Genomic DNA, 26421 nt, shown 5'->3' on the forward strand with positions numbered 1-26421 from the left:
GGGAGGCACTCCATTGGCTACCATTAAAGATGTTGCAAAAGCTGCACAAGTATCTGTTGCCACTGTTTCGCGCGTACTGAACGATACTGGATATGTCCATTCAGATACGAAAACCCGCGTGACACAAGCGATGCAGGAGCTGAACTACTTTCCCAATGAAGTGGCTAGATCCCTTTTCAAAAGAGAATCCCGCTTAATCGGTTTGATCTTGCCTGATATCACAAACCCCTTCTTTCCTCAGCTTGCTAGAGGCGTAGAGGATGAGATTCATGCGCAAGGTTTTCGGTTATTATTCGGAAACAGTGATGAAGATCGAGAAAAGGAATTGGCTTATTTACAAACCTTTAAACAAAATCAAGTAGTCGGTGTCATCGCTGTCACAAACGAACCTGAATCAGATATATACAATGATGATGAATTGCCGGTTGTGTTCTTAGATCGAACCGTCTCGCATGCACCTTCTGTATCTGCAGATACTGCAGCTGGCGGGAAAATGGCTGCAATGGAATTAATCAGGCGCGGCAGCCGGCAGATCACACTGCTGAAAGGACCTGCCCACCTTCAAACAGCGAGGCAGAGATTCAAGGGTGCACTCGATGTACTGACCGAAAAGGGTGTCGACTTCCATGTGATGTCTAATGCTTCATTTTCTTTTCAAGAAGCCCGTAAGAGTGCCAAGGCTCTTTTCCAGCTGTACCCTGAAACAGATGGCATCATTGCCAGTAATGACATTGTCGCAACAGCGGTCATACACGAAGCACTTCGGATCGGAAAAGCTGTTCCAGAGGATGTTCAAATCATTGGGTTTGACGATATTCCGCAAAGCGAGCTGCTCTTCCCTTCCCTATCGACAATTAGGCAGCCTGCCTATGAGATGGGAAAAGAAGCGGCGCAGCTGTTAATTAAAGCGATTCAGAAACAACCTATAGATCAACCAGTTATTCAAATGCCCGTCTCTTTTATTGAACGAGAGACCACAAGAAAGGTGGATTCACAATGAGTCATATTGTCGTAGTAGGAAGCTGTTCAATGGATTTAGTCGTCACTTCGGATAAACGGCCAAATGCCGGTGAAACAGTGTTAGGCGAATCATTTAAAACCGTCCCAGGCGGAAAAGGCGCCAATCAAGCAGTCGCCAGTGCCAGACTCGGTGCTGATGTTTACATGATCGGCCGGGTCGGTGATGACGCTTATGGTCAAGATATTCTCATCAATCTACAAGATCAAGGAGTTCACACATCATATATGAAACCGGTTACCGAAATGGAAAGCGGCACGGCTCATATCATATTAGCGGAAGGTGATAACAGCATTGTCGTGGTCAAAGGGGCAAACAATGAGGTGACACCTCACTATGTAACAGATGCTCTTTCTTCTATTGAAGACATTGGAATGGTCCTCATTCAGCAAGAAATTCCTGAAGAAACAGTCGAAGCCGTCTGCACCATTTGCAGTGAGAAAGGGATTCCGGTCATCTTAAATCCCGCACCAGCTCGTCAAGTTTCTCAGCAAATATTAGATCAAGCTGCCTATATTACTCCAAACGAACACGAAGCAGCTCTTATGTTTGATGGACTCACCATAGCAGAAGCTTTGCGCCAATATCCAAACAAATTACTCATTACAGAAGGAAAAAATGGTGTTCGTTACTTTGACGGAATAAAAGAAGTGTTGGTGCCAGGCTCCCCTGTGAAAGCCGTTGACACTACAGGCGCTGGTGATACTTTTAACGGTGCTCTAGCTGTAGCACTAGCAGAGGGAAAATCCCTATACGACGCACTTGCCTTTGCCAACTTAGCCGCATCTATCTCTGTTAAAAAGTTCGGTGCACAAGGCGGCATGCCAACAAGAGAAGAACTGGAGAGAAAAAAATGAAAAAAAACGGCATCTTAAACAGTCATATCGCCAAGGTACTTGCTGACCTTGGTCATACAGATACAATCGTCATCGCAGACTGCGGCCTGCCGATTCCAGAAGGTCCAGTCAAAATCGACCTGGCACTATCAATCGGCACACCGTCCTTTCAGGAGGTCACCTCCCTCCTTCTTCAAGAAATGGCGGTTGAACACATTACTGTAGCTAGTGAAATCAAAGAAGCCAATGAGCGAGATCATCTATTTCTAAAGAAAGCGTTCTCACAGCCATTACATGATGTAGACCACGAGACGTTTAAAGATATGACCAAACAGGCAAAAGCAGTCATTCGCACGGGTGAAGCCACCCCATACGCAAACTGCATTCTTCATGCCGGTGTCATCTTTTAAAAGGAGGAGCCAGATATGAACATTGAGATGCATAACATCCATAAGGCCTTTGGAAAAAACACCGTTCTTTCCGGGGTCTCCTTTGACCTCGTCACAGGTGAAGTTCACGCGCTCATGGGTGAAAATGGCGCAGGAAAATCAACTTTAATGAACCTGCTCACAGGTCTTTATTCATTAGACCAGGGAACGATTCAAATCGACGGGAAAGAAACCGCTTTCAAAAATCCGAAGGAAGCGGAACAACACGGTATCGCCTTTATTCATCAAGAGCTCAACATATGGCCAGATATGACCGTCTTGGAAAACCTATTCATCGGGAAAGAAATCTATACGAAATTTGGATTGCTAGACACAAAGAAAATGAAGGTTCTTGCCCAAAGCCAGCTGGACCGATTGTCTGTGAACCTCTCGCTTGATCAAGAGGCAGGCAGCTGCTCTGTTGGACAAAAACAGATGATTGAGATTGCAAAGGCATTAATGACGGAAGCGAAGGTCATCATCATGGATGAGCCAACAGCAGCTCTTACAGACCGTGAGATTGAAAAGCTCTTTCAGGTCATTGAATCTCTCAAAAAGGAAGGCGTATCCATCGTCTATATTTCTCACCGTATGGAGGAAATTTTTGCGATCTGTGACCGGATTACCATCATGCGCGATGGGAAAACGGTCGATACGAAAGCCATACCTGAAACAAATTTCCATGAGGTCGTCAAAAAAATGGTCGGCCGCGAATTAACAGATCGATACCCTGAGAGAACGCCTTCTTTAGGAGATACTATCCTTGAGGTGAAGCAAGCGACAAGAAAAGGACAATTTCAAGATATCAATTTCTCCGTTAAAGCTGGAGAAATCGTCGGTGTTGCAGGCTTAATGGGCGCTGGCAGGACCGAAATGATGCGGTCACTGTTTGGTCTTGATCCTCTTGATCAAGGGGAAATTTGGGTTCATGGGAAAAAGGCTATCATTAAAAAACCAAGTGATGCCGTCAAGCTCGGCATCGGCTTTATCACAGAGGATCGCAAAGATGAAGGACTCATGCTGGATGCATCCATTCGAGAAAACATTGGTCTGCCAAACTTAGAAAGCTTCTCTCCAAAGGGACTGATCGATAAGAAAAACGAACAGGATTTTGTTGACCTGCTCATCAAAAGATTGACGATTAAAACGGCTTCCTCTGAAATCTCGGCTCGAAGTCTCTCTGGTGGAAATCAGCAAAAAGTCGTCATCGCCAAATGGATCGGCATCCAGCCGAAGGTCTTGATTTTAGATGAACCGACAAGAGGTGTCGACGTCGGAGCGAAACGAGAAATCTACCAGTTAATGAATGAACTGACTGATCGAGGTGTTGCCATTTTAATGGTCTCCTCTGAGCTCCCAGAAATTCTAGGGATGAGCGATCGAGTGCTTGTCATTCATGAAGGAACCATCAGCGGAGAATTAAATAAAGCAGACGCAACACAAGAACGAATTATGACACTAGCTACAGGAGGGAAGTAACATGAAACCACTTACTTCAAATGGACGATTTGACAACATCATGCAAAAGCTTGGGCCATTCTTAGGACTCATCATCCTTGTCGCCATTGTTTCTATTTTAAACCCGGCCTTTTTAGAGCCATTAAACATCTTAAACTTACTGAGACAAATCTCCATTAATGCCCTCATTGCCTTTGGAATGACATTTGTTATTTTAACCGGAGGAATTGATTTGTCTGTCGGTGCCATTTTAGCACTTTCTAGTGCGCTGACTGCCGGATTTATCGTGTCTGGTATGGACCCGATTTTAGCTATTATCGTTGGCTGTATCATCGGCGCTATTCTTGGGATGGTCAACGGTCTTTTAATCACAAAAGGAAAAATGGCTCCTTTTATCGCAACACTTGCCACGATGACGATTTTCAGAGGATTAACACTTGTTTATACAGACGGAAACCCGATTACCGGACTCGGTTCTAACTATGCCTTTCAGTTATTCGGACGCGGGTATTTCTTAGGCATTCCTGTTCCAGCGATCACGATGCTTCTCACCTTTATCGTGCTTTGGGTGCTGCTTCATAAAACACCTTTCGGCAGAAGAACATATGCCATCGGCGGAAATGAAAAAGCTGCGCTTATTTCAGGAATCAAAGTACCACGCGTAAAAATTATGATCTATTCATTGGCAGGTTTCATGTCTGCTTTAGCAGGTGCCATTTTAACCTCTCGCCTAAACTCAGCTCAGCCAACAGCTGGTACGTCCTATGAGCTTGATGCGATTGCTGCTGTTGTACTTGGCGGGACAAGCTTGTCTGGCGGAAGAGGACGAATTGTCGGCACACTGATCGGGGTGCTTATCATCGGTGTCCTGAACAACGGTATGAATTTACTTGGTGTATCATCATTCTATCAATCTGTTGTAAAAGGGATTGTCATCTTGATTGCAGTCCTATTAGACAGAAAGAAATCTGCTTAAGGAGGCAGCTGCTATGAAAAAATATCTTATTCTCATCCTGACTCTCTCATTGTTCATGCTTTCTGCCTGCTCACTTGAACCGCCAGAGTGGGCCAAATCAACAAAAGATGGGAAGAAAAAAGACATCAAAATCGGTCTCTCGATCTCGACCTTAAACAATCCATTCTTCGTTTCTCTTAAAAACGGGGTGACGAAAGAAGCGAAAAAGCTTGGCATCGAAGTCGTCATTGCAGATGCTCAAAATGATTCAGCAAAACAAACAAGTGACGTAGAAGATTTAATTCAGCAAGGGGTCGACGCATTGCTTATCAACCCAGCGGACTCGTCTGCCATCTCAACTGCTGTTGAATCAGCGAATGCTTCAGATATTCCTGTCATCACATTAGACCGTTCAGCTGAAAGCGGTAAAGTAGAAGCACTGGTTGCTTCAGATAACGTCAAAGGCGGCGAAATGGCAGCCAAATTTATTATCGACAAGGTTGGAAAAGGCGCTAAAGTCGCTGAATTAGAAGGTGTACCAGGCGCTTCCGCTACACGTGAACGCGGAAAAGGATTCCATCAAATAGCAGATAAAGATCTAAAAGTGACAGCAAAACAAGCAGCTGACTTCGACCGAACAAAAGGGTTGAACGTCATGGAAAACCTCCTTCAAGGAAACCCTGACATCAAAGCCGTTTTTGCCCACAATGATGAAATGGCGCTTGGCGCACTAGAGGCGATTCAAAGCTCTGGAAAAGACATTCTCGTCGTTGGCTTTGACGGAAACGAAGATGCACTCAACTCGATCAAAGCAGGAAAACTATCTGCCACAGTCGCCCAGCAGCCAGAGCTGATCGGAAAACTGGCAGTCGGTGCTGCAAGCGACGTCTTAAAAGGGAAAAAGGTAGAAAAGAACATCGCAGCTCCACTGAAACTAGAACAGAAAAAATAAACACAAAACCCCCGATAGCTCTCGGGGGTTTTTCCTATTATTCTGGTCTTTTCAGCACATATGACGTCCCTAAATGGGCATAATCATTACCCGCTAAACGTGCGACTGGCTTCAATTCAGAAGTAGAAACATATCCTTTTTCCGCATCATACACAGCCTCATCTAAATGTGCACATACAACCCGGCCAATGATATGATCGACCGTGATTTCTCCTTCATCATTTTGAAAGGTGAGATGCTTTTCCAGCTGACATTCGAAACGAATGCGCGCTTCCTTGATCCCCGGAACTGAAACGACATGGCTTTTTACTTGATGAAGACCGGTTCGATCCAGCTCACTCTCCTCCTGCGGCAACGTAGCAGCTGTTTCATTAATATCTTCTATCATGCCTTCATCGCTTACATGGACAACAAACTCTTCCCTGTCGATGATATGCTGCGCTGTATCTTTCATCTGACCTTCTCGTCGTCCAATAGAAACCGCAATAAGTGGCGGGTGTCCGCTGATGACATTAAAGAAACTAAATGGTGCGGCATTGACAACATCGTCTTTAGACAGACTTGTAATAAACGCAATCGGTCGTGGAACAATAGAGCCCGATAATAATTTATATGCTTCTTTTCTTGATAGCTGATCCATTTGCAACGTAATCAATTCAGACACGCCTCCTTTTGGTGTATCGACATCATACCATACCTCTTTTTCTATGCCTCTGATTCAGGCTCGGTGCGATGCAGGATATGGTGGACAAGATGAAATAAAGCAGGATTATGATTTTCTCGTCTATAGGAAATCGTCCATTCTGCCAGAAGCTGTTCACCTTCAATGGACCGATACACAACATCTAGATTAAATAAACGCCGGGCTGATTTCGGAATGACCGCAATGCCGATACCAGCTGTGACAAGGCCAATCACCATTTGATATTCAGCCGCTTCCTGCACAATATTCGGAGAAAACCCGTACTTTTCACATAGCAGGACAAAGTGTTGATAAAGGGACGGCCATGATTCCTGTGATAAAGAAATAATCGGCTCATGACGAATATCTTCGATCGTGACCGCCTCTTTTTTCGCCAGCGGATGATTTTTTGGAATCGCAAAAATACATTCACTTTGCTTCATCAAACGGCTGACCAGTTCTTCATGAGGAGATGTAGGATGTAAAAAACCGATATCAATCTCCCCATTTAAAAGCGCTCCTAGCTGCTGCGGAACAGAAAGCTGCTCCAGCTCAATACTGACAGAGGGATACAGCTCTCTGAATTCGCGTACAACTGGCGGCAGAATATCATACGTCGCTGTTCCAACAAACCCTATGATGATTTTTCCCAGCTCTCCTCTTGCTGTATGCCGGGCATGATCAACGGCTTTATCAAGCTGATGCAGCACACCACGCACCTCATGTAAAAAGACCTTTCCAGCAGCTGTTAGCTCCACCACTCGCTTCGACCGGTGAAACAAAGGAAACCCCAATTCTTCTTCAAACTGCTTAATTTGCTGACTAAGTGGCGGCTGTGTCATATTCAACCGTGCGGCTGCTCTGCCAAAATGCAGCTCCTCCGCTACTGTGACAAAGTACTGCAAATGTCTCAGTTCCATCCTTTCACTCCTCGCACACTTATTCGTGAAACATATTAAAACCACGTTAAACAGATATTGGAAATTTTCCATTTTGAAATGTATAGTAAATCATATCATGAAAATATATTTTCATAAAAAATTTTACTTGCCGAAAGGAGTGCGGGGTAAATGAATTCTCAAGCACAACCCCTAACAAGACGAGGAGCAGAATTGATTGTTGATACGCTGATTGCTCAAGGTGTGACCCATGTTTTTGCAATTCCAGGTGCCAAAATTGACGCCGTATTTGATGTATTAAAAGACAGAGGTCCAGAGCTTGTCCTATGCAGACACGAACAAAACGCCGCCTTTATGGCAGCTGCTGTCGGCCGCTTAACCGGCAAACCAGGTGTTTGTCTCGTCACATCAGGTCCTGGCGCATCTAATTTAGCAACAGGTCTATTAACAGCCAATACAGAAGGTGATCCTGTTGTCGCAATCGCGGGAAACGTCATTCGTGCAGATCGGCTAAAACGAACACATCAATCACTCGACAATGCGGCATTATTCAAACCAGTCACAAAATACAGTGTTGAAGTACAAGACGTTCATAATATACCCGAAGCCTTAACAAATGCTTTTCGCGCGGCACAAAAGGGGCAGGCTGGAGCAGCATTTATCAGCTTTCCACAAGATGTCGTGACAGAACACACCACACAAACACCAGTGTCTGCTCACCCTTCTCCAGAACTAGGTCCTGCACCGGATGCTCTCATCAGCTCGGCTATCGCCAAAATTCAAAACGCACACTTACCTGTTGCCATTGTGGGAATGAAAGCAAGTCGTCCAGCTGCTGCAAAGGCTACAAGAACATTATTGAAAACACTTGGAATTCCATTTGTCGAAACGTACCAAGGAGCCGGCGTTCTCTCAAGAGAGCTCGAGTCTCAATATGTAGGCAGAATCGGTTTATTCAGAAATCAGCCGGGGGATCTTCTCATTGAACAAGCAGATGTCCTTTTAACCATCGGCTTTGATCCAATTGAATATGATCCGAAGCATTGGAATATTCAGCCGAAGCAGCGACAGATCATCCATGTCGATGACATGCAGGCAGATATTGATCATTTTTATGAGCCAGCGCTTGAGCTTGTCGGCAATATAGCTAAAACCGTTAAACATCTAGCCCATGACAGTGTTCCACTTTCTCTATGCAAAGAACAAATTGAATTCGTCACTGAATTACAGGAGCTGTTAAGCGACATTGAAAAAGCACCAGAAAGAGAAAGTCATCAATCTCACCCGCTGGATGTCATTCATACATTAAGACGCCTGATTCCTGATAACACGAAGGTCACCTGTGATATCGGGTCTCACGCGATTTGGATGTCGCGTCACTTCCGCGTCTATGAGCCGAACACATTCCTTGTGAGCAACGGAATGCAAACATTAGGCGTCGCCTTACCATGGGCCATTGCGGCTTCCATATTGAATCCAGATGAAAAGATCATTTCGGTCTCTGGTGATGGCGGTTTTCTCTTCTCTGCAATGGAGCTAGAAACAGCCGTCCGCATGAAAACAAACCTCGTTCACCTTGTTTGGAATGACAGCACATACGACATGGTGGCATTTCAGCAGGAAATGAAATATGATCGCACATCCTGCGTTGAATTCGGACAGATCGACTTAGTGAAGTATGCGGAAAGCTTTGGAGCGACTGGATTACGGGTTAACTCACCTGAAGAGCTTTCAACTGTCCTTCAAAAGGGTATAAACATAGAAGGACCCGTTATTATTGATATTCCGATTGACTATCAAGACAACCCAGACCTAGCCAGTCAAAAATGGCCAGAAGTCTTTCGTGAAAAACACACATTGAACGTCTGATAAGATGTCCATACATTACACCAAAGGAGTGAGCGGATATGGGTATGATGCACCCAATGAATCAACACAGCGACACAAGACAACATGACAAACAGCAAGAGGTCTATCAAGTATCGACGATGACCTCTTTGCTGGAAGCCGTATATGATGGAGATTTCTCCCTTTCACAAATTCCTGAGCACGGTGATTTCGGTATTGGTACATTCAATCAATTAGATGGAGAGCTGATCGGCTTTGATGGCGCATTCTACCGACTGCGCTCGGATGGAACAGCGACACCGGTTACCAATCAAGACTATTCACCCTTCTGCTCTTTAGCATTCTTTGAAACAGATATCGTTCATCGAATTGATGCAGCCATGACGAGCAAAGAGCTAGAAGAAGAAATTGACCGCATTTTACCAAGTAAGAATGTGTTTTATGCAATCCGCATTGATGGATCATTCAAAAAGGTGCAAACACGTACGGTCGAAAAACAGGAAAAACCTTACGTTCCGATGGTGGAAGCAGTCAAGTCACAGCCCATCTTCGATTTCGAGGATATTCAAGGAACGATCGCCGGTTTCCGTACACCGCAGTACGCACATGGTATTGCAGTGAGTGGATATCATCTTCATTTCATTGATGACGATCGAAGTGTCGGCGGACACGTTTTTGATTACACTGTTGATCAAGTGACCATCCGAATTTCTCAAAAACGTCATATGAATTTACACTTGCCAAATACGCAGGAATTCTTCCAAGCAGACATTGATCGAGCTGACCTCGCACAACAAATTGCCAGTGCAGAAAGCAGTCCAGATCAATAAAATAAAGACATCCCGGTGATTCCGGGGTGTTTTTTTATGCAAAAAGAATACTTATCACTTCATTACATTTCATTTCGTTAGTAAATTTAAATTCACTCATTCTATTCGTAATGAAATATGCTAAAATATCAACAGAAGAAAGGTGGTCATACGGTGTCAAACGACTATAGCATTCCGAACTTAACATTAGATGAAAGAGATAAACAAATTTTATCCATATTACACGAGGACGGGCGTATGTCCTATACAGATCTCGGGAAACAAGTCGGTCTTTCACGTGTTGCTGTACAAGCCCGTATACAGCAGCTCATTGAAGCAGGCGTCATTGAACGATTCACAACGGTCATCAATCCTGCTAAGATCGGCATTCATGTTTCTGTCTTCTTTAATGTAGAAGTGGAGCCGAAATTTTTAGAAGCAGTCGCCCTTCAGCTTGAGCAGGAAACAGCTGTCACAAGTCTTTATCACATGACAGGGCCAAGCAAGCTGCATATGCATGGCATTTTTCAAAATGAACAGGAAATGGAGACATTCCTGACAAAAAAACTGTACCCGCTAGAAGGCGTCGTGAGTGTGGACTGCCAAATGCTCATTAAACGATACAAAAGCCGAATGGGCATGAAATTGTAGACAGGAGTTGAAGCACTTGCAATCATATATCGAACTCATCATCGCTATGGTGCGAACCGGTATTCTCGGTTTTGGCGGAGGTCCTTCCGTCATACCACTCATTCGCCATGAAGCGGTGGTGAAATATCAATGGGTCAATGATGACGAGTTTGGAGAAACACTCGCCATCGCCAACGCATTACCAGGTCCGATCGCGACCAAAATGTCAGCATATCTCGGCTATCGATTGAAGGGCGTATCCGGCGCAATTGTCGCAACAGCTGCCCATATTTTACCGACATGCCTCGCCATGGTGGCACTCGTCACACTTGTCAGCGTCTTAAGCTCCTCAAAAATCATTCAAAATATGATTGGCGCCGTGACACCAGTTATTGCCGTCCTGCTCGGGATCATGGCATACGAGTTTGGACAAAAAACGCTGAAAGGCTTCGGAATGATCTTCGGGATCACTCTGTTCCTTCTTGCCTTTATCGGGCTACAGGTACTGTCCATTCATCCAGGAATCATTGTTATCATCTTTTTATGCTATGGCGCTTTTCATTTCAAACTGAAACAACGCTGGAATCGATCAAATAAAGAGAAAGGAGTGTCTTCATGATGCTGATTTTCTTTTTATTCTGGGCATTCTTCTTGTCCAATCTATTAGGATATGGCGGAGGACCTGCATCCATCCCGCTGAATTATGAAGAAATCGTCAACCATTTTCATTGGATGACGAACGAAGGATTTTCCAATATGCTTGCTTTAGCCAATGCACTGCCAGGACCAATTGCGACGAAAATCGCGGCATATGTCGGCTATGACGTCATGGGCTGGCCAGGCTTTATTGTGGCACTGCTTGCAACTGTACTGCCATCAGCCATTGGATTGATTTTATTGCTCAAGCTGATTGACCGTTTTCGCCAATCCCCTGTCGTCAAAGGCATGACCTTATCCGTCCAGCCTGTCATTGCGATGATGATGCTTTTATTAACATGGGAAATTGGCGGAGATGCAGTGAAAGCCATTGGCTGGACGCAGTCGCTCGCCATTGCTGCGATCTCCTTTTTCTTTATGACTAAATTCAAAATGCACCCCGCCTTTCTCATTGTGGCTGCCTTTTTATATGGCGGATTCATTCTGCCGCATTAAAAAAACCGATAACATGACCTGTTATCGGTTACAAATTGTTGACAAATGGCTAAAATGAATTTTATTTTAGCCATTTGTCTTCCTTTCAGCGTGATAGAAAACCTTTGAAGTCTAGAAAGAGCGAGCACTGGAGCAGAGCGAATTTGACATTCGTGAGCACCAGCGCGCAGGTCTGACAACGAATGCGAGGGTTTGTCTACACGCTAAAACCGATAACATGACCTGTTATCGGTTTTCTTTTACATATATATTGGAGAAACTGGTCTGCGCCCAATCGAATGATACTCGACTCCTGCTTGTTCTGCCGCTTCAAGCGTATGGCAGTTGCGTCCATCGAAAATAAGCGGCTGTCTCATCCATTCCTTATAGGACGTAAGCGGGAACGTCTGAATTTCTGTCCACTCTGTTAATATACAAGCTGCATGGACATCCTTTATCGCTTCTTCAATCGTATGAGCAAACACGACTTTTTCAGGTAGCTCACGAGCGGCATGGCGTGCGGCAACAGGATCATACGCCACAAGCTCCGCGCCTAATTGATGGAGTTCATGAGCAATTGGAACCGACGGCGCCTCCCTCATATCGTCTGTATTCGGTTTAAAAGCAAGGCCAAGAAGTGCAATTCGCTTTCCTTCAAGATTTGATCCCAGTCTCTCCTGAATACTTCGGATAAAACCGGCTCGCTGCTCATTGTTTACTTTGATAACAGCCTTTAGCAGCTCAAAATCATGCGACACATGCCCTGCGATTTGGACAAGTGCATTTGTATCCTTTGGAAAACAAGAACCTCCGTAGCCAATCCCCGCCTTGAGAAATGAAGAACCAATCCGCTGATCGAGCCCCATTCCCTGCGCCACCCATTCAACATCAGCACCTGTTTTTTCACAAATGGAGGCAATCTCATTCATAAAACTGATTTTGGTCGCAAGGAAAGCATTTGATGCATACTTGATCATTTCTGCACTTTTTCGGTCTGTCTTGACCACTGGCAGGTGGAAATGAGCATACATCTCCTCGAGCCGGTCTAATACAGCTTTTGTTTCAGCCCCAATGACAAGCCGATCTGCCCTCAATGTATCTGAAATGGCAGAGCCTTCTCGTAAAAACTCTGGGTTAGATGCAATCGATAATGGCTCATTCCGTCCTAATTCTTGATGGATCATCTGTTCGATTTGATCACCCGTTCCAACAGGCACCGTACTTTTCACCACAAGAACCGCACCTGATTTCGCTTTTGTACCCATCTCCTTTGCGGCTTGAAACACATATTGTAAATCAGCTTGGCCATCTGCCTGCTGCGGGGTGCCAACCGCAATCATTAACACATCTGCCCGCGGGTAGGCTGCCGCTCCATTTATGTGAAATTGAATTCGTCCTTGCTCAAGATTGCGTTTCAGCAGTTCTTTTAATCCTGGCTCATACATTGGTGGATGTCCCTGTTTCAGCTGCATGACCTTTCTCCGGTCAATATCAATACACGCCACATTGTGCCCTGCCTCCGCTAAACACACACCTGTGACCAGTCCCACATATCCACAGCCTGCAATTGCAATATTCATGACACCATCAGCTCCCCATACGCCTTATGCTTGTAATGACATCGTATGCTGGGAGCTTTCGTTCCATTCATAAAAGCATACAAAAACCCCCTGCCATCACCAGCAGGGGGTCACTTTTATGAAACAAGACCATTTCGAATATGAGCAATCAGATTTTCAAGCATTTCTTTTGTGGTGACGTCATTTGAATTCTCACCAATATCATGAGCGTACATCAAAATTTTTAAAAACTCTTCTTGATTCAAACCCTTATTATCCATGTCTGTATCCTTTCGATTCCACTAATTTCATTATTATATGCTGTAAGGTTGGTTTATGCAATACTCTAATACATCATTCGACAGCTTTTGAAATTTATGACCATTTTCATGAAAAACTTTTTTATAAATCACCATTGAGCTATAATAAAAGAATTGGAATCTTTTACTTGGTTAGGAGCGGATCAAATGCTTCAGCACAACATCAACGAGGAAGAAATCAAACAAACAGCCGAACAGATCAAAGAACTTCTTCCTGCAACAGATGAAAACAAACAACTCATCAAAAAAGCATTGATTACTTATAGACAGGACAGTGTATATCGTCTCAAGCAAGAATCTGATACGGAATGGTCAGCTTATGTACATGATGTTGTGGCAGCAAGAGTCCATCTTCATGTGCTGTTTCCTGTGAGAAGCAGCTGCTCATGTCCGGCAGATGGACTTTGTAAACACATTCTCGCTGTCTTCTTTTCGCTATACGCTCAAGTGGAGAGTGTGACTGGATTTACAGAAAATTGGTCAGAAAAGGATGAATTACAGCGCAGCAAAGAATTGATTCGCCAGCACTTCCAAGTGAAGCGCCCAGACGAACAATCACTCCAAAGCTGGCTGAATTTTTTCCAAGAGGAATTTAACCTCTGGCTGAAACGGACACCAAAGCATCAGCAAACACCGCAGCATTTGTATTACGGCTATTTATCGATCCTAAAAAAACACGCACCTCATTCTCCTGAATTCAAGAGTTTGTATGCGATTCATACGTCAATCGATGTGTGGTTAAGGATTCATGAATTAATCGACCTTGGCCAGCTTGATGCCGAGAAGGACTTTTATTCCATGAATCCATATGTCGAACAGCTTATGAACACCATTTTCGATTCAGTGGATCACTTGAAGACATACGCCCTTTCCTTTTCCCTCGATCCGTTTCTTGAAAACACACCAACTGCCGTTCGGACACTTCTTCAAATAAACGGACCTTTCCAGCATGAACGAGTAGCGGTCTTTATGGAGATTTGGGGCACCATATTAAATAGAGGGAAATGGGTTAAAAAAGAAACAGAATTACTAAGAAACGCTCAGCAGCAAGAACAAACGGTTGAATGTACCATCGGATTGATGCACATGGATTATTTAATGAAAGAAGACGATAGCCTCTTTCAGCAATTAAAGCTGCTCAATGCAGATATGCTGCCAAATGTGCTCAATTGGCTGAAGGATCTGACAAACCGCAAGGACTGGAAGCGGCTCAAGCTCTGGTATCATGAGATCACCTATATTTTAGAAGAATATTGCCAGCTCGACCTTTCCTACAGAGAACTGCGAGGAGCCGTCAGTGATTTCTTCTTTTATTTAGACGCATATTTTAAGCAGACGAAGGATCATCATTTATATGAACGCTACCTCCAGATTTGCATGCCCTATGCGTTTACTGAATATAGTCAGCTATTATATGCACAACAGCGTTATGCAGAATGGATTGAGATTCACAGCCTTGTTGGTTTCTCCATCAGTGAACTGGAGAAGGATCTGATCAAACAAATTGCAAAAGAGGAGCCTGAAGCGCTCATTCCATCATATCACCGTGAAATCTCACAGCTTCTCGATCAAAAGAATCGAAGTGCTTACCGGGAATCTGTGAAAATGCTAAAAAAACTGCGCACGCTTTATCATAAAACGAAAAAAACTGCGATTTGGGAAAGATATGTAAAGCAGCTACAGGATTCAACGAAACGGCTGCGTGCGTTCCAAGAGGAAATGAAGAAAGGAAAATTAATTAATGACACGCCATAAACAAATTGTCATTCATGCAGAACAAACAGAAGATTTCTCTTTCACCATTTCAGCGCAAGCAGAGGACGGACACCCTGTTCCGCTTAATGAAATGAAGAGGCAGCTTTTCCAATGGCACGAATCGTCTTTTTACGGAACATTTTTAGAAGATGTGAGCTTTATTGGCACACCTGCCTTCCTGCTAAGCCCTTGGATGACCGTCGAACTGCTAGGAAAAAATTCGTTTAATACCTTTAGTCATGTGACACTAACCGATGAAACGGAACCACTGATGAAGACCGCCTCCACCATTTATGAATTCATTGAGGATGAAGATTTCATTCCCGATTACGAGGCATGGACAAAAGGTGTGCTTCGTTTTAAAGACAAAGAAGGACTATTAGATGGCTATACGGCTGAGTGGTTCTCCTTTGCCGTACAGGATTATATTCAATATGATGATGCCTTACAGCACAAATGGAACCGGATGACAGAACAATCGCCTGCGCTCTCATCCTTCCAAGGACATTTTTTAGATGAGCAGGATTTCTTGGAAACGATTGGCTGGATTGATGACGACACACCTTTCACTGTCGGCTTGCGTTTAAATGAACCGGATTTCGACGGAGATGATTGGAAAATCGAATTGTTTTTGCGTGATAAGAAAAACAGCGACCTTCACTTTTTTGAAGGCATCCGTTCATTGAAAAGGTCTTGGCATCCGTATCAAGATAAAATCTCAAGAGAGCTGGAACGATTCGGTCAAATTGTCCCTTGGCTTTCTTTCACATCTGGCACCACGCTCATGTCAGAAGACGAAGCATGGCTCTTCCTATCTGAAGCAAGTGAAACACTTGTGAATATGGGCATTGAGATCCTGCTCCCATCGTGGTGGCAAATTGTCAAAGAAAGCACCATGATGCTAAAAGCAAGGATTTCCTCTACCCCTAGAGGCGAGTCGCATGTCGGAATGGATGCCTTGATGGACTTTAATTGGCGCTTCGCTACAAACGGCATCGAGCTGACAGAAGATGAGTTCAACGAGCTTGTCCAAAGTAAACGGCGCCTTGTCAATATTCGTGGACAATGGATCAAAATCGATCCAACCTTCATCCAGCAAATGAAAAAATGGATGGAGCGTGCCGAAAATGAAGGGCTGCACATGTCTGATATTTTGTCACGTGAACTGGCAGATCAAGAAGCATCCTCTGAATCGATTCCAGAGCTGCTAGACAGCTCAGCATTTGCACATATTCAATTTGAACTTTCGTCTCAATTAAGAGGGCTTGTTCATCAGTTAAATGATACGCATGAGCTGCCTTCCTACGAAATGAGTGAGTCCTTCAAAGGCACACTCAGGCCGTATCAGCAGCATGGTGTCAACTGGCTGTTATTCTTAAGATCTCATGGATTTGGGGCTTGTTTAGCAGACGATATGGGTCTTGGAAAAACGATTCAAATGATTGCGTATTTCACATATTTAAAGGAGCAGGAGCAAAATGCCGCTCCATCTCTCATCATTGCGCCGACCTCTGTTTTAGGAAACTGGCAGCGGGAGCTTGAAACCTTCGCACCACATTTGAATGTTGCCTTGCATTACGGGCCATCACGCCCTCAAGGGGAACACTTTACAAAGGCATACGAGTCAACAGATATTGTCCTGACGTCTTATGGACTCTCACATTCTGATCGTGATGAATTAACGTCAGCAAAGTGGGATACGATTTGTTTAGACGAAGCCCAAAACATTAAGAATGCCCATACGAAACAATCGAGAGCGATCAGACAGCTCAAAGGGCAGCATCACATTGCCCTTAGCGGGACACCTATGGAAAACCGTTTAACAGAGCTTTGGTCCATTTTTGACTTCGTCAACAAAGGATATCTCGGCAGCCTGACGAGCTTTCATAAGAAATTCGTTCTGCCGATTGAAAAAGATCGTGATGAAAAAAGAATTGAACAGCTGCAGCAGCTGATTAAGCCTTTCCTATTAAGACGAACAAAGCAAGATGAAGAGGTCGCCCTGAACCTGCCTGAGAAACTCGAAGAAAAAGAATTCATCCCGCTATCTGCTGAGCAGGCTTCTTTATATGAACAGCTCGTGAAAGATACATTCGAACACATGGCTTCGTTAACAGGAATGCAGCGGAAAGCCATTATTTTAAGTATGCTCGGCAGACTCAAACAGATTTGCGATCACCCGGCTCTCTATTTAAAAGAGAGTGGAACCGATGTGAAACTGCTGAAACGTTCATTAAAAATGGATAAACTCGCAGAGCTGTTAAAAGCAATACATGAGCAAGGAGAAAGCTGCCTCATTTTTACGCAGTATATTGGAATGGGGAACATGATCAAGCAACTGGCGGAAAAAATGTTTGGAGAACCAGTTCAATTTTTAAATGGCAGTCTGTCCAAACAGGAACGGGATAAAATGGTGGACCGCTTCCAGAAGAAAGAATTCAACATCTTAATTCTCTCTTTAAAAGCAGGAGGAACAGGACTTAACCTAACCGCCGCAAACCATGTCATTCACTACGACAGATGGTGGAATCCTGCTGTGGAAAACCAAGCGACCGACCGTGCTTATCGGATCGGACAAAAACGATTTGTTCACGTCCATAAAATGATCACAACGGGCACGATTGAAGAAAAAATCGATCAAATGCTCGAAACAAAGCAAACGTTAAATGATCAAATTATCCAAAGTGAAAGCTGGATTACAGAGCTATCGACAAACGAACTAGAAGATTTATTCACATTAAGTGCCGCCGCTCAATCATCTTAATCCAAGCAAAAAGAGGACTTTTCTCAAACATGATGAAAAGTCCTCTTTTTTCATTTCATATGAACATAGGTTAAATGTGCAGTTTTTTCAATGCAGATTTCACGTTCATATACGTATTCAATTCACGGAAGTCTTCTCTCATTTCTCCCATTTTCATCGCAAGGTTCGGTTTAATTCCTGTCACGATGAGTTCCGTACCTGTCATTAAAATCAAATCGTTCAGCTTAAAGATCGCATCTGCCACAAATGAATCAACTTCTAATAAACCAGACAGATCGACAATAAAATAATCGTCCTTGGATTGAGAGATATAGCTGGAGACTGTGGAGATAATCTTATCAAATCTTGGCGCTGTTAACGTACCAATGATCGGTAACACAGAAATACCATCTTTCACAGGTACAATGGGAACGGAAATGTTCAGCACTTCATCAATTGATTGCTCAAGAAGCTCCTGCTGTTCCTTCTCTTTCGTGACATCCTTTTGCAGACCAACGAAATAAAGACGTTTCCCTTCATTTTCGTCAATCCAAAGAGGAGCTACACTTAACTCATTCCAAAACATCTGTCCAGATTTTTTATAATTTTTCAGCTGAACAGTGACAGCCTCTTTGTTCTCAATAGCTGTTCTAATTTGTTGGAGAGCAATTTGCTCTGTTTCATTTCCTTGAAGGAAACGACAATTCTTCCCCAATACTTCGGGTTCTTGATAGCCTGTCATATCTAAAAAGCCCTTGTTCACATATATTAAAGGATTATCAGGTAAAGACGGGTCCGTCACCGTCAGGCCAACCTGAGTATAGTCTAAGGCTTCCTTGATTAAATGCAGATTTTCGGACTTATAAGATTCCAGCGCCATTCGTTTACTCTCCTTAATTTCCTTACAAGCGGGTTATGTTCATAATTAAATTATATGATGTTCCACATCATGTGTAAATAGAAGTAGTTCTGAATTACTCTTTTGTAGAATGCGCTTTATCCTATGTGATTTATACAACGATATCCGATGCATCTATTTCAACAGGTGTCGAATCATATACGCCACACCATGTTCATCATTTGTTAACGTGACATGATCAGCGATTTCTTTCATATCCTGTCTCGCATTGCCCATCGCAACCCCAACACCAGCTGCTCGAAGCATCGATTCGTCATTTAAACTGTCTCCTACAGCCGCTGTCTGGCTTAAAGGAACACCAAGTCGTTCTGCCAGCCTTGTTAATGCCTGGCCTTTAGATGCATCCTTTGAACCAATTTCAAAGTTATGATCGGCTGAACTGACCATTGTGACATCTGAATCATCACCAAACATATCCCATCCTGCCTTCAATCTGTCTTCAAAGAAAGAGAAACCTAAGATGTTGTAGAATGAAAGCTTTCGATCCTCACGAAACAACTCTTTATATGTATCAATATAAGAAAAACCCGACTGACTGTATTGCACTTCTGCCGCTTGTTTTAAAACACTCAGGTCCGCTTCTGGATTTGCACTTTTTAAGCGATCCATTTCAATCGCAAGAAGCTCTCTACCACGATTCGGTGTGAAAATGGCTTCGTTTGTAAAAACTTCATAATAATAATCACGTTCTTCAAGCCACGACAATATGCGTTTGGCCTTTTCTTCTTGTAAAGCAGCTGAATGATATACTTGTCCAGCCGGATCATGAATCACAGCTCCATTGGCACTAATCACCCATGTATTCATCCCAAGCTCATCAAAAATAGACCTCACATCAAAATACGCTCTTCCTGTAGAAACGACAACTTCCAATCCATTCGCCGCTGCTTCCTTTAATGCCTGCTCATTTTCCTGACTCACTTTGTGTTCACTATTCAATAACGTTCCGTCTAAATCCGTTGCAATCAATTGAATGTTTGTCATCGTTCTCTCCTTTTTGTCTCCATTTTGGCTATCATACCGCTGATAAAATCCATCATCAAGAGGTGATCGGTTTATCATTGAATAAAAGGGTACCCGGCCACGCTACATGACCGGATACACACAAGGGGATTTAAGGGGACACATGACCTATACAAAGAAGCGATGGTTCTATTACGCAGTGTTCTTATGCTCAAGGCAGCGTCTATCAGCTTTAGCTAGAGGGGGCTGTCAGATGCTAGACGTTACCTTTTGATTCAGACCGTACCTCCTTTCCTTTCAACTGCCCTTAGTCTACCGAGAAAGGTTGTATATGACAAAACATGAAAATGACAAAATTCCCCCTCAAATTCTCTATTTCCTCTTTAATTTCTGCTTTTTACCGCTTGAGTATAAAACATCATCTTGTTTTGTTTGATGAAAAACTTATTTTTCATAAATTGATAAAAAACATCTGAATGAATCCAATTACTAGAAGGCATGTGAATATAATCAGATCCGTCCCACGCAAACCAATAAAAACAAAGCTGCCCGTCATGAATCGACAATTGAAATTCAAAGTAGTCCATTTGATCCTCGGTGACGTATTGAAACGTGAGTGACTCGCCTTCTTCCATGTACACATCACAAAATGAAAGAATGTCTCCCCACGAATAAACGCGCATTGTGCTCTTTGCCTTCTCCTCGCCAATATGTATGTTTCGCAATTGATAAGACTCCATAAAACATCTCCTTTCACTCATATGCAACTCGCTTTAAGCAGGCAGCGGTTTCATTTATACAGATGTTGTATGCTATAATGTTACTTACGAATAATGAACGCTTGTGAGGTGCAAAAAATGAAAACCTTTAGGCTGATTGATTTAAAAATCGAACTTGATCCAAAGCAAGATAAAATGTCCAGCATTCCCCTTCGTGACGGTTTAATCATTAATAAAGAAGATGGTGAAAATCACTGGATGATCGAGGCACTCATTCCAAAGAAACATAGACAGGTGTTTGAGGTGCTCTTTCAGCAGCACACTGAAGTGAAGATTCTAGTAACGATCACAAAAGAAAACAACCGCCCTGTTCATCTATCTGTCCAAGTCAAAAACATTGTTGCTTTAGAAGAAAACATTTCTGTGCTGCTCGATGGTAAGATGATTACAAATCGTTACAGAACAGAAACCGAAGAAGTACTTAAAGACCTCGTCAAAGAGGGGCTTTCCGGAGAAAAACTGCTGGATGCATTTAAACAAAACACATAAAAAGAGCGGGATTAGCCGCTCTTAGATAGTTGACAAAGGGCTAAAATGAATCTTATTTTAGCCCTTTGTCTTCCTTTCAGCGTGATAGAAAACCTTTGCAGTCTAGAAAGGGCGAGCACCGGAGCACAGACCTGACAACGAATGCGAGGATTTGCCTACACGCTGAGAGCGGGGTTAGCCGCTCTTTTTCTATTGCACATCTTTCGATTGGCTTTGATGTTTCAAGAGATCTCTAATTTCAGTTAGTAAAACTTCCGTTTGATCCGGCGTTTCTACAACCTCTTCTTCCTCTACCTTTTTCCGTTTTAATTTATTCAAATAACGAATAAAGATAAAAATTGAAAACGAGATAATCAAGAAATCAATCACTGTTTGTATGAAGCTTCCATATAAAATTTGCGCAGATCCGATCTTAATAGATAGACCGCTAAAATCATGTCCGCCAATAATAATACCGACGAGCGGCATGATCAAATCATTCACAAGAGAAGTGACAATTTTGCCAAATGCTCCCCCAATGATGACACCTACAGCCAAGTCAATGACATTTCCCTTGACTGCAAATTCTCTAAATTCTTTCAGCATCTTTTATCACCTTCATCTTTTTTGTCTAATATGACGTTTTTTTGTCAAAAATGCAAGTCCTGATCCGTTCAGACTAGTTGTTTCCATATAAAAAGCGATTCATCCTTGATGAACCGCCAGGCAAATCATGATACTTTAGGACCGATAGAAAATGTAAGTTCTGCTTCACATGCCACTTCGCCATCTACTGTGGCTACTGCTTTTCCTTTTGCAACCGGACCCTTGAGGCGCGTCACTTCTACCTCTAAACGAAGCTGATCGCCAGGCTTCACCTGTCTTTTGAAACGGCAGCCATCAATTCCTGCAAATAAACCAATTTTCCCTTTGTTTTCTTCTTTGCCTAACATAATGACTCCAAACACCTGCGCAAGTGCTTCTACAATTAGCACACCCGGCATGACTGGGTATCCTGGGAAATGACCATTAAAAAATTCTTCGTTCACTGTGACATTTTTAATCCCAACCGCTCTTTTCTCTCCCTCAACCTCTAAAATACGGTCGACCAATAAGAATGGATAACGGTGTGGAATAATGTCTTGAATTTGCTGAGCATCAAGCATATCTTGATCTCTCCTTTTTTCTATATCGATGATCTTCATTTGATTCCTATAGAAGTATATTATGAATGCTCGTATTTTTCAACGTCCGCTCCACATATATGGTAAAAAATAGAATATACTATTACCTATTGCCATCAAATATAATCCACACTACACTCATTGTTTTTTCACAAATATGGTAATATAAATTACATCATTGATTGAATAAGAGGGTAAAAATGAATTTTATAAGTGATAAATCCATTAAAAAACTTCTCCATTCGTGGTATACAATGCTAAAGCATCGACATTTTTCGAAGGCTGAAGAAATCAAAACAACTCTATTAAAACATCAACGTAAAATATCAAAAAAACAGGAACTCTATTTACATTATCAGCTGATGCTTTTTCGCCAGCAGCTCTGGATGAATCAGACAGAGGACTTAGAAAAAATGAAACATGAATTGATGCAGCACAAAGATGATATGAACGAAGAACTGGCCTATTACTTTTACTTCTTTCTCGGACTTTACGAAGCTTTAAACAGCGATCAAAATGATGCGATCTACTATCTCGAAAAGGCGGAAGAACGACTGTCGTTCCTTAACGATGAGCTGGAGGAAGCAGAGTTCCATTTCCGTACAAGTGGTGTTTATTACAACAACCGCTATTCGTTGCTATCGATTCGTCATGTTCAAAAAGCCATGGATATCTTTGCAAAGCATGGGGATGACCACAGCCTCTATCGTTGTAAAATTGTGCTTGGTCTTAACTATAGCGATCAAAAAAAATATGAAGAAGCAGAAGCTCTTTTTATTGAGATCATCGAATACGTGAAAATCATTGATGATCAAGAACTGCTCGGTATCGTTTATTATGACGCTGGCTTTATTCAGTCGAGACAAAACCGTCACAAGAAAGCGCTGGAATACTTTAAAAAAGCACTTCGTCTCCCAGCATACCGGAAGTCCGCACACTCCTATGTATCGTGCCTCTACGAAACTGTGCGTTCCTGTTATAAAGAAAATTTAACCGATGAAGGAATGAAGTATATTCAAAAAGGATTGAAAGAAGCCGTTGCTTCTCAATTTGATATATTAAGAATCAAGTTCCAAATCTTATTTCTTCTCTACAGCCAAACGCCAAAGGCAGATGAGCAGATCGCAAGGCTCGTCACATGCCTTGAACGAAAAGAGGCTTGGATTGATCTTGAGGATCTGCTTGCCGATGTCTCAGATTTTTATAAAAAAAAGGGCGACTTTGAGCGAGCCGCCTTTTTTATCATGAGAGGCTGATGTCAGCCTACTCATTATCGAATTGTATTCACTAATCCAAGCATTTGATCACCCATCGTAATCGTTCTTGAGTTCATCTGATAGGAGCGCTGTGTTGTCATGAGATCTGTTAATTCTTTAGACATGTCCACATTCGACGTTTCAAGTGCACCTTGCTGAAGCTGAATCGCTTGGCGGTTTGCTCCATTTAGTGCCGTTAATGCACCTTGATAAGTACCGTCAACTGAGAATAAATTATCTCCTTCAGAGACAAGTGCTGAAGAGTTATTGACTTGCACAACACCTAGATTCACTTGCTGATTCGGTTGATTATCTCTTGAAATGGCTGTTAGACGTCCATTTTTATCAATTGAAATATCACGGAAATTCGCATTTAAGACGATTTCATTTCCGTTTTCATCAAGAATCGGATGGCCTTCGCTAGTGACAAGCTGCACTTGATTACGATTATTGCCTGGCTGTAAGTAAAGAGAACCGTCTCTTGTATAACGAATATTACCGCCGACATTGACCTGCATATACTGAGACGGCGCTCCAAATGCAACATCAAGATCACGACCTGTTTCTTTAATCGAGCCTTGCAGCGAGTTAATGGACGCATTGACCATCGTACCCGTACCAAGCCTTAGCCCATCAGGTGTCAGACGACTGTTTGCCACCTGCGCATTTTTTTCATCCACCTGGTTGAACTGTTGTCTGATAAGCTCTGAGAAACGGGTATTTTTCGCACGGTACCCTGTTGTTTCACTGTTCGCGATGTTATTACTGATAATATCAAGCTGCTTTTGTACTTCGTTCATTGATACAGCTGCATTGATCATCGTTCTAAGCATGAGAATCCTCCTTTCTTTTTCATTTCTTGATTAGTACACTCTGCCAATTTCATTCACTGCTTTTTCTAAGCTTTTATCATACGCCTGAACCACTTTTTGGTTTGTTTCAAATGCTCGATAGGCGGTTGTCATTTCTGTATATGATTTCGTCACATCCACGTTCGACAGCTCCGATACACCTTGACTTAGCGTATAGGACATTTGACCGTTATTGACTGCGCTTGGCAGGGGCTGGTTATCAGCTGTACGGTATAAATCATTTCCTTCTCTCGCTAAGTTCCTTGTATCCATCGCAACACGCACATCAATTTGCCCGAGATTTTGTCCATTTTCACTCACAGTTCCATCTGCATTCACTTTGAAATTCTCACTCTGAACCGTAATTGGCTGACCTGTGACAGAAAGAAGGGCACGTCCATTGATAGTCAACTGATTTTGTGCGTTCATTGTAATTGAGCTGCTTTTCGTATAACGAACGCCTTCTGGTGTATTGACCGCATAAAAAAGCGCTGATTTCTGATTGGTCTCCGGGTTGATCGGCACATTATTTTCGACTAGTGCGACATCCGTTGTTTGATCTGTTGTTTTTAAAGTTCCTTGTGTAAATTGAGGAATCAGTTCCTGCATATATGTCCCCGTATTAATGCCGCCAATCGGCGTTTGCTGTGGAACACTAAAACCTTTGCCTGAGGAAGTTTGGAAACGTCCTGACTCCATTCGGCTTAGCAGCATTTCTGGAAATGCCCGCATGGTCCCCTCATCCGCTTTATATCCTGGCGTATTCGCATTTGCGATATTATTTGAAAGCATTTCTGTCCGCCGCTCTTGAGCGATCATGGCAGATGTTGCGGTATATAGTCCTTTTAACACGTGCTCACCTCATTAAAATTCTTTCACATGACCTAAACACAATCTTCTATGAAATATATCGGCATATTTGCAGGGTTCTTTAATAAAAATCCCCCATTCTTTCGAAAAAGAATGAGGGACATCATTAGCTGAGTTTACGCTTTGGCAGCTTGTCCATATTATCAAGCATGACGCCAGTACCAACAGCTACACAATCCATCGGATTTTCAGCCACGAAAACTGGTACTTTCAGCTCTTCTGCAAGCAATTGATCAAGCCCGTTTAGAAGAGCTCCGCCACCTGTAATGATGACGCCGCGATCAATAATATCAGCTGATAATTCAGGCGGTGTTCTCTCAAGAACTTGCTTCGCAGCCTGAACAATCGCAGATACAGATTCACGCAATGCTTCTTCTACTTCTTTGCTTGTGACGGTAATCGTTCTTGGTAATCCTGTCACCATGTCTCGTCCACGAATTGAAATCTCTTCATGACGTGCGTCTGGGAATACCGTTGCAACTTGGATCTTAATATCCTCAGCCGTGCGTTCACCAATCAACAGCTTGTACTCTTTTTTAATGTAGTTGAGAATTTCCAGATCAAATTTATCTCCAGCCATTTTAATAGAAGAGGCGGTTACAATGTCACCCATTGAGATGACAGCGATATCTGTCGTTCCGCCTCCAATATCTACGACCATGTTTCCACTTGGCTGAAAAATATCCATACCAGCACCAATAGCTGCTACTTTTGGCTCTTCTTCAAGAAATACATGCTTACCGCCGCTTTTTTCAGCAGCTTCTTTGATCGCCTTCTGCTCAACAGATGTAATGTTTGTTGGGCAGCAGATGAGCATACGCGGCTTTGAGAATAGCCCTTTCACATTTAATGAGTTAATAAAATGCTTGAGCATCGCTTCAGTTACTTCAAAATCAGCAATTACGCCATCTTTTAATGGACGAATCGCAACAATATTCCCAGGCGTACGTCCAACCATACGTCTAGCCTCTTCTCCAACAGCCAAAACTTTCCCGCTGTTTTTGTCAAGAGCTACAACAGATGGTTCATTTAACACAATTCCTTTTCCTTTGACATGAATCAGTACATTGGCAGTACCAAGATCAATTCCAATATCCCTAGCAAACAT

At 42.9% G+C, this 26421-nt stretch carries 27 protein-coding genes; 15 read left to right on the forward strand and 12 right to left on the reverse strand.

Annotation, left to right across the window (positions count from 1 at the left end; translation table 11 throughout):
- Positions 1 to 13 precede the first annotated feature (13 nt).
- The 6 genes from QRN39_RS13310 to rbsB are packed head-to-tail and all read left to right on the forward strand — an operon-like array spanning position 14 to position 5647.
- Positions 14 to 1000, forward strand: coding sequence for a LacI family DNA-binding transcriptional regulator (locus QRN39_RS13310; RefSeq protein WP_284907403.1), 987 nt, complete (start codon positions 14 to 16; stop codon positions 998 to 1000).
- Positions 997 to 1875, forward strand: coding sequence for a ribokinase (rbsK, locus tag QRN39_RS13315; RefSeq protein ID WP_284907404.1), 879 nt, complete (start codon positions 997 to 999; stop codon positions 1873 to 1875). The genes QRN39_RS13310 and rbsK overlap by 4 nt, the downstream gene beginning before the upstream one ends.
- Positions 1872 to 2264 carry a D-ribose pyranase gene (rbsD, locus tag QRN39_RS13320; protein ID WP_251190719.1) on the forward strand — a complete coding sequence of 131 codons (393 nt, stop codon included), beginning with the start codon at positions 1872 to 1874 and terminating at the stop codon, positions 2262 to 2264. The genes rbsK and rbsD overlap by 4 nt, the downstream gene beginning before the upstream one ends.
- Before the next feature lie 15 nt (positions 2265 to 2279).
- Entirely contained in the window at positions 2280 to 3761 is a 1482-nt protein-coding gene (locus QRN39_RS13325) for a sugar ABC transporter ATP-binding protein (RefSeq protein WP_050944406.1), read from the forward strand.
- Position 3762: 1 nt separating this feature from the next.
- Positions 3763 to 4716, forward strand: a complete 954-nt coding sequence (rbsC, locus tag QRN39_RS13330; protein WP_003215300.1) for a ribose ABC transporter permease RbsC — start codon at positions 3763 to 3765, stop codon at positions 4714 to 4716.
- A gap of 13 nt (positions 4717 to 4729) precedes the next feature.
- Positions 4730 to 5647: a ribose ABC transporter substrate-binding protein RbsB gene (gene rbsB / locus QRN39_RS13335; RefSeq protein ID WP_217016045.1), complete on the forward strand. Its 918-nt coding sequence runs from the start codon at positions 4730 to 4732 to the stop codon at positions 5645 to 5647.
- Positions 5648 to 5684: 37 nt separating this feature from the next.
- Here the strand turns inward: rbsB and QRN39_RS13340 are convergent, their stop codons facing one another.
- Together QRN39_RS13340 and alsR are read right to left on the reverse strand one after the other, a co-directional pair.
- Complete coding sequence (locus QRN39_RS13340) at positions 5685 to 6302, reverse strand: flavin reductase family protein (protein ID WP_253622926.1); 618 nt, start codon at positions 6300 to 6302, stop codon at positions 5685 to 5687.
- A gap of 50 nt (positions 6303 to 6352) precedes the next feature.
- Positions 6353 to 7249, reverse strand: a complete 897-nt coding sequence (gene alsR, locus QRN39_RS13345; RefSeq protein WP_065097893.1) for an acetoin biosynthesis transcriptional regulator AlsR — start codon at positions 7247 to 7249, stop codon at positions 6353 to 6355.
- A 150-nt stretch (positions 7250 to 7399) separates the two neighbouring features.
- On the opposite strand from alsR, the gene alsS reads away from it, so the two are divergent.
- From alsS to chrA, 5 genes are all read left to right on the forward strand, one after another.
- Positions 7400 to 9097, forward strand: coding sequence for an acetolactate synthase AlsS (gene alsS, locus QRN39_RS13350; protein ID WP_284907406.1), 1698 nt, complete (start codon positions 7400 to 7402; stop codon positions 9095 to 9097).
- A gap of 38 nt (positions 9098 to 9135) precedes the next feature.
- A complete protein-coding gene (budA, locus tag QRN39_RS13355; protein WP_106030112.1) occupies positions 9136 to 9906 on the forward strand; it encodes an acetolactate decarboxylase in 771 nt (256 codons plus the stop codon).
- A 153-nt stretch (positions 9907 to 10059) separates the two neighbouring features.
- A complete protein-coding gene (gene chrS / locus QRN39_RS13360; protein ID WP_003214832.1) occupies positions 10060 to 10536 on the forward strand; it encodes a chromate efflux transcriptional regulator ChrS in 477 nt (158 codons plus the stop codon).
- 16 nt (positions 10537 to 10552) lie between these two features.
- Positions 10553 to 11134: a chromate efflux transporter ChrB gene (chrB, locus tag QRN39_RS13365; protein WP_417894892.1), complete on the forward strand. Its 582-nt coding sequence runs from the start codon at positions 10553 to 10555 to the stop codon at positions 11132 to 11134.
- On the forward strand, positions 11134 to 11667 hold the full coding sequence (gene chrA / locus QRN39_RS13370; RefSeq protein WP_034620321.1) for a chromate efflux transporter ChrA: 534 nt from the start codon (positions 11134 to 11136) through the stop codon (positions 11665 to 11667). The genes chrB and chrA overlap by 1 nt, the downstream gene beginning before the upstream one ends.
- Positions 11668 to 11906: 239 nt before the next feature.
- Here chrA and QRN39_RS13375 read toward each other — a convergent pair whose 3' ends face one another.
- Together QRN39_RS13375 and QRN39_RS13380 are read right to left on the reverse strand one after the other, a co-directional pair.
- Positions 11907 to 13226 (reverse strand): UDP-glucose dehydrogenase family protein, encoded by a 1320-nt coding sequence (locus QRN39_RS13375; protein ID WP_268459189.1) that lies wholly within the window; start codon positions 13224 to 13226, stop codon positions 11907 to 11909.
- A gap of 116 nt (positions 13227 to 13342) precedes the next feature.
- Positions 13343 to 13486 carry a YwzD family small protein gene (locus tag QRN39_RS13380; RefSeq protein WP_003214884.1) on the reverse strand — a complete coding sequence of 48 codons (144 nt, stop codon included), beginning with the start codon at positions 13484 to 13486 and terminating at the stop codon, positions 13343 to 13345.
- A 186-nt stretch (positions 13487 to 13672) separates the two neighbouring features.
- Here QRN39_RS13380 and QRN39_RS13385 point away from each other — a divergent pair, with 186 nt between their 5' ends.
- Together QRN39_RS13385 and QRN39_RS13390 are read left to right on the forward strand one after the other, a co-directional pair.
- Positions 13673 to 15280, forward strand: coding sequence for an SWIM zinc finger family protein (locus QRN39_RS13385; RefSeq protein ID WP_284907410.1), 1608 nt, complete (start codon positions 13673 to 13675; stop codon positions 15278 to 15280).
- A complete protein-coding gene (locus QRN39_RS13390; RefSeq protein ID WP_253622084.1) occupies positions 15267 to 18044 on the forward strand; it encodes a DEAD/DEAH box helicase in 2778 nt (925 codons plus the stop codon). Before QRN39_RS13385 ends, QRN39_RS13390 begins: the two co-directional genes overlap by 14 nt.
- A gap of 70 nt (positions 18045 to 18114) precedes the next feature.
- On the opposite strand, the gene ytvA is transcribed toward QRN39_RS13390, so the two are convergent.
- The 3 genes from ytvA to QRN39_RS13405 all read right to left on the reverse strand — a co-directional run bounded on the left by ytvA (position 18115) and on the right by QRN39_RS13405 (position 20645).
- Positions 18115 to 18903 carry a YtvA family blue-light photoreceptor gene (ytvA, locus tag QRN39_RS13395; protein ID WP_284907411.1) on the reverse strand — a complete coding sequence of 263 codons (789 nt, stop codon included), beginning with the start codon at positions 18901 to 18903 and terminating at the stop codon, positions 18115 to 18117.
- A gap of 153 nt (positions 18904 to 19056) precedes the next feature.
- On the reverse strand, positions 19057 to 19917 hold the full coding sequence (locus QRN39_RS13400) for a Cof-type HAD-IIB family hydrolase (protein WP_284907580.1): 861 nt from the start codon (positions 19915 to 19917) through the stop codon (positions 19057 to 19059).
- Between the two features lie 371 nt (positions 19918 to 20288).
- Positions 20289 to 20645 carry a hypothetical protein gene (locus QRN39_RS13405; RefSeq protein WP_003214951.1) on the reverse strand — a complete coding sequence of 119 codons (357 nt, stop codon included), beginning with the start codon at positions 20643 to 20645 and terminating at the stop codon, positions 20289 to 20291.
- Positions 20646 to 20762: 117 nt separating this feature from the next.
- Between QRN39_RS13405 and QRN39_RS13410 the strand changes: the two genes are divergently transcribed.
- Complete coding sequence (locus tag QRN39_RS13410; protein WP_003215215.1) at positions 20763 to 21173, forward strand: YwpF-like family protein; 411 nt, start codon at positions 20763 to 20765, stop codon at positions 21171 to 21173.
- 189 nt (positions 21174 to 21362) lie between these two features.
- On the opposite strand, the gene mscL is transcribed toward QRN39_RS13410, so the two are convergent.
- Together mscL and fabZ are read right to left on the reverse strand one after the other, a co-directional pair.
- The gene (gene mscL / locus QRN39_RS13415) at positions 21363 to 21758 is read right to left on the reverse strand and encodes a large conductance mechanosensitive channel protein MscL (RefSeq protein ID WP_003215139.1); all 396 of its coding nucleotides are present in this window, start codon (positions 21756 to 21758) and stop codon (positions 21363 to 21365) included.
- A gap of 125 nt (positions 21759 to 21883) precedes the next feature.
- Positions 21884 to 22318: a 3-hydroxyacyl-ACP dehydratase FabZ gene (gene fabZ, locus QRN39_RS13420; protein WP_034620258.1), complete on the reverse strand. Its 435-nt coding sequence runs from the start codon at positions 22316 to 22318 to the stop codon at positions 21884 to 21886.
- Positions 22319 to 22536: 218 nt separating this feature from the next.
- On the opposite strand from fabZ, the gene QRN39_RS13425 reads away from it, so the two are divergent.
- Complete coding sequence (locus QRN39_RS13425) at positions 22537 to 23592, forward strand: tetratricopeptide repeat protein (protein ID WP_050944418.1); 1056 nt, start codon at positions 22537 to 22539, stop codon at positions 23590 to 23592.
- Positions 23593 to 23606: 14 nt separating this feature from the next.
- Here QRN39_RS13425 and QRN39_RS13430 read toward each other — a convergent pair whose 3' ends face one another.
- The 3 genes from QRN39_RS13430 to mbl all read right to left on the reverse strand — a co-directional run bounded on the left by QRN39_RS13430 (position 23607) and on the right by mbl (position 26421).
- Complete coding sequence (locus QRN39_RS13430) at positions 23607 to 24425, reverse strand: flagellar hook-basal body protein (RefSeq protein ID WP_003215031.1); 819 nt, start codon at positions 24423 to 24425, stop codon at positions 23607 to 23609.
- Positions 24426 to 24455: 30 nt separating this feature from the next.
- The gene (locus QRN39_RS13435; RefSeq protein ID WP_003215293.1) at positions 24456 to 25295 is read right to left on the reverse strand and encodes a flagellar hook-basal body protein; all 840 of its coding nucleotides are present in this window, start codon (positions 25293 to 25295) and stop codon (positions 24456 to 24458) included.
- Between the two features lie 124 nt (positions 25296 to 25419).
- Positions 25420 to 26421: a cell shape-determining protein Mbl gene (mbl, locus tag QRN39_RS13440; RefSeq protein WP_012011515.1), complete on the reverse strand. Its 1002-nt coding sequence runs from the start codon at positions 26419 to 26421 to the stop codon at positions 25420 to 25422.

It is taken from the genome of Bacillus sp. lyk4-R2A-2 (assembly GCF_030209735.1).
Lineage (GTDB): Bacteria > Bacillota > Bacilli > Bacillales > Bacillaceae > Bacillus > Bacillus pumilus.

Bases quoted from the DNA above. Each gene is read 5' to 3' on its own strand.
- QRN39_RS13325 (WP_050944406.1), top strand. From the start codon at position 2,280: ATGAACATTGAGATGCATAACATCCATAAGGCCTTTGGAAAAAACACC.
- QRN39_RS13375 (WP_268459189.1), bottom strand. From the start codon at position 13,226: ATGAATATTGCAATTGCAGGCTGTGGATATGTGGGACTGGTCACAGGT.
- QRN39_RS13430 (WP_003215031.1), bottom strand. From the start codon at position 24,425: ATGCTTAGAACGATGATCAATGCAGCTGTATCAATGAACGAAGTACAA.
- rbsB (WP_217016045.1), top strand. From the start codon at position 4,730: ATGAAAAAATATCTTATTCTCATCCTGACTCTCTCATTGTTCATGCTT.
- QRN39_RS13410 (WP_003215215.1), top strand. From the start codon at position 20,763: ATGAAAACCTTTAGGCTGATTGATTTAAAAATCGAACTTGATCCAAAG.
- ytvA (WP_284907411.1), bottom strand. From the start codon at position 18,903: ATGGCGCTGGAATCTTATAAGTCCGAAAATCTGCATTTAATCAAGGAA.
- QRN39_RS13425 (WP_050944418.1), top strand. From the start codon at position 22,537: ATGAATTTTATAAGTGATAAATCCATTAAAAAACTTCTCCATTCGTGG.
- mbl (WP_012011515.1), bottom strand. From the start codon at position 26,421: ATGTTTGCTAGGGATATTGGAATTGATCTTGGTACTGCCAATGTACTG.
- QRN39_RS13405 (WP_003214951.1), bottom strand. From the start codon at position 20,645: ATGGAGTCTTATCAATTGCGAAACATACATATTGGCGAGGAGAAGGCA.
- alsR (WP_065097893.1), bottom strand. From the start codon at position 7,249: ATGGAACTGAGACATTTGCAGTACTTTGTCACAGTAGCGGAGGAGCTG.
- rbsK (WP_284907404.1), top strand. From the start codon at position 997: ATGAGTCATATTGTCGTAGTAGGAAGCTGTTCAATGGATTTAGTCGTC.
- mscL (WP_003215139.1), bottom strand. From the start codon at position 21,758: ATGCTGAAAGAATTTAGAGAATTTGCAGTCAAGGGAAATGTCATTGAC.
- QRN39_RS13380 (WP_003214884.1), bottom strand. From the start codon at position 13,486: ATGGATAATAAGGGTTTGAATCAAGAAGAGTTTTTAAAAATTTTGATG.
- budA (WP_106030112.1), top strand. From the start codon at position 9,136: ATGGGTATGATGCACCCAATGAATCAACACAGCGACACAAGACAACAT.
- QRN39_RS13390 (WP_253622084.1), top strand. From the start codon at position 15,267: ATGACACGCCATAAACAAATTGTCATTCATGCAGAACAAACAGAAGAT.
- chrA (WP_034620321.1), top strand. From the start codon at position 11,134: ATGCTGATTTTCTTTTTATTCTGGGCATTCTTCTTGTCCAATCTATTA.
- QRN39_RS13385 (WP_284907410.1), top strand. From the start codon at position 13,673: ATGCTTCAGCACAACATCAACGAGGAAGAAATCAAACAAACAGCCGAA.
- rbsC (WP_003215300.1), top strand. From the start codon at position 3,763: ATGAAACCACTTACTTCAAATGGACGATTTGACAACATCATGCAAAAG.
- fabZ (WP_034620258.1), bottom strand. From the start codon at position 22,318: ATGCTTGATGCTCAGCAAATTCAAGACATTATTCCACACCGTTATCCA.
- rbsD (WP_251190719.1), top strand. From the start codon at position 1,872: ATGAAAAAAAACGGCATCTTAAACAGTCATATCGCCAAGGTACTTGCT.
- alsS (WP_284907406.1), top strand. From the start codon at position 7,400: ATGAATTCTCAAGCACAACCCCTAACAAGACGAGGAGCAGAATTGATT.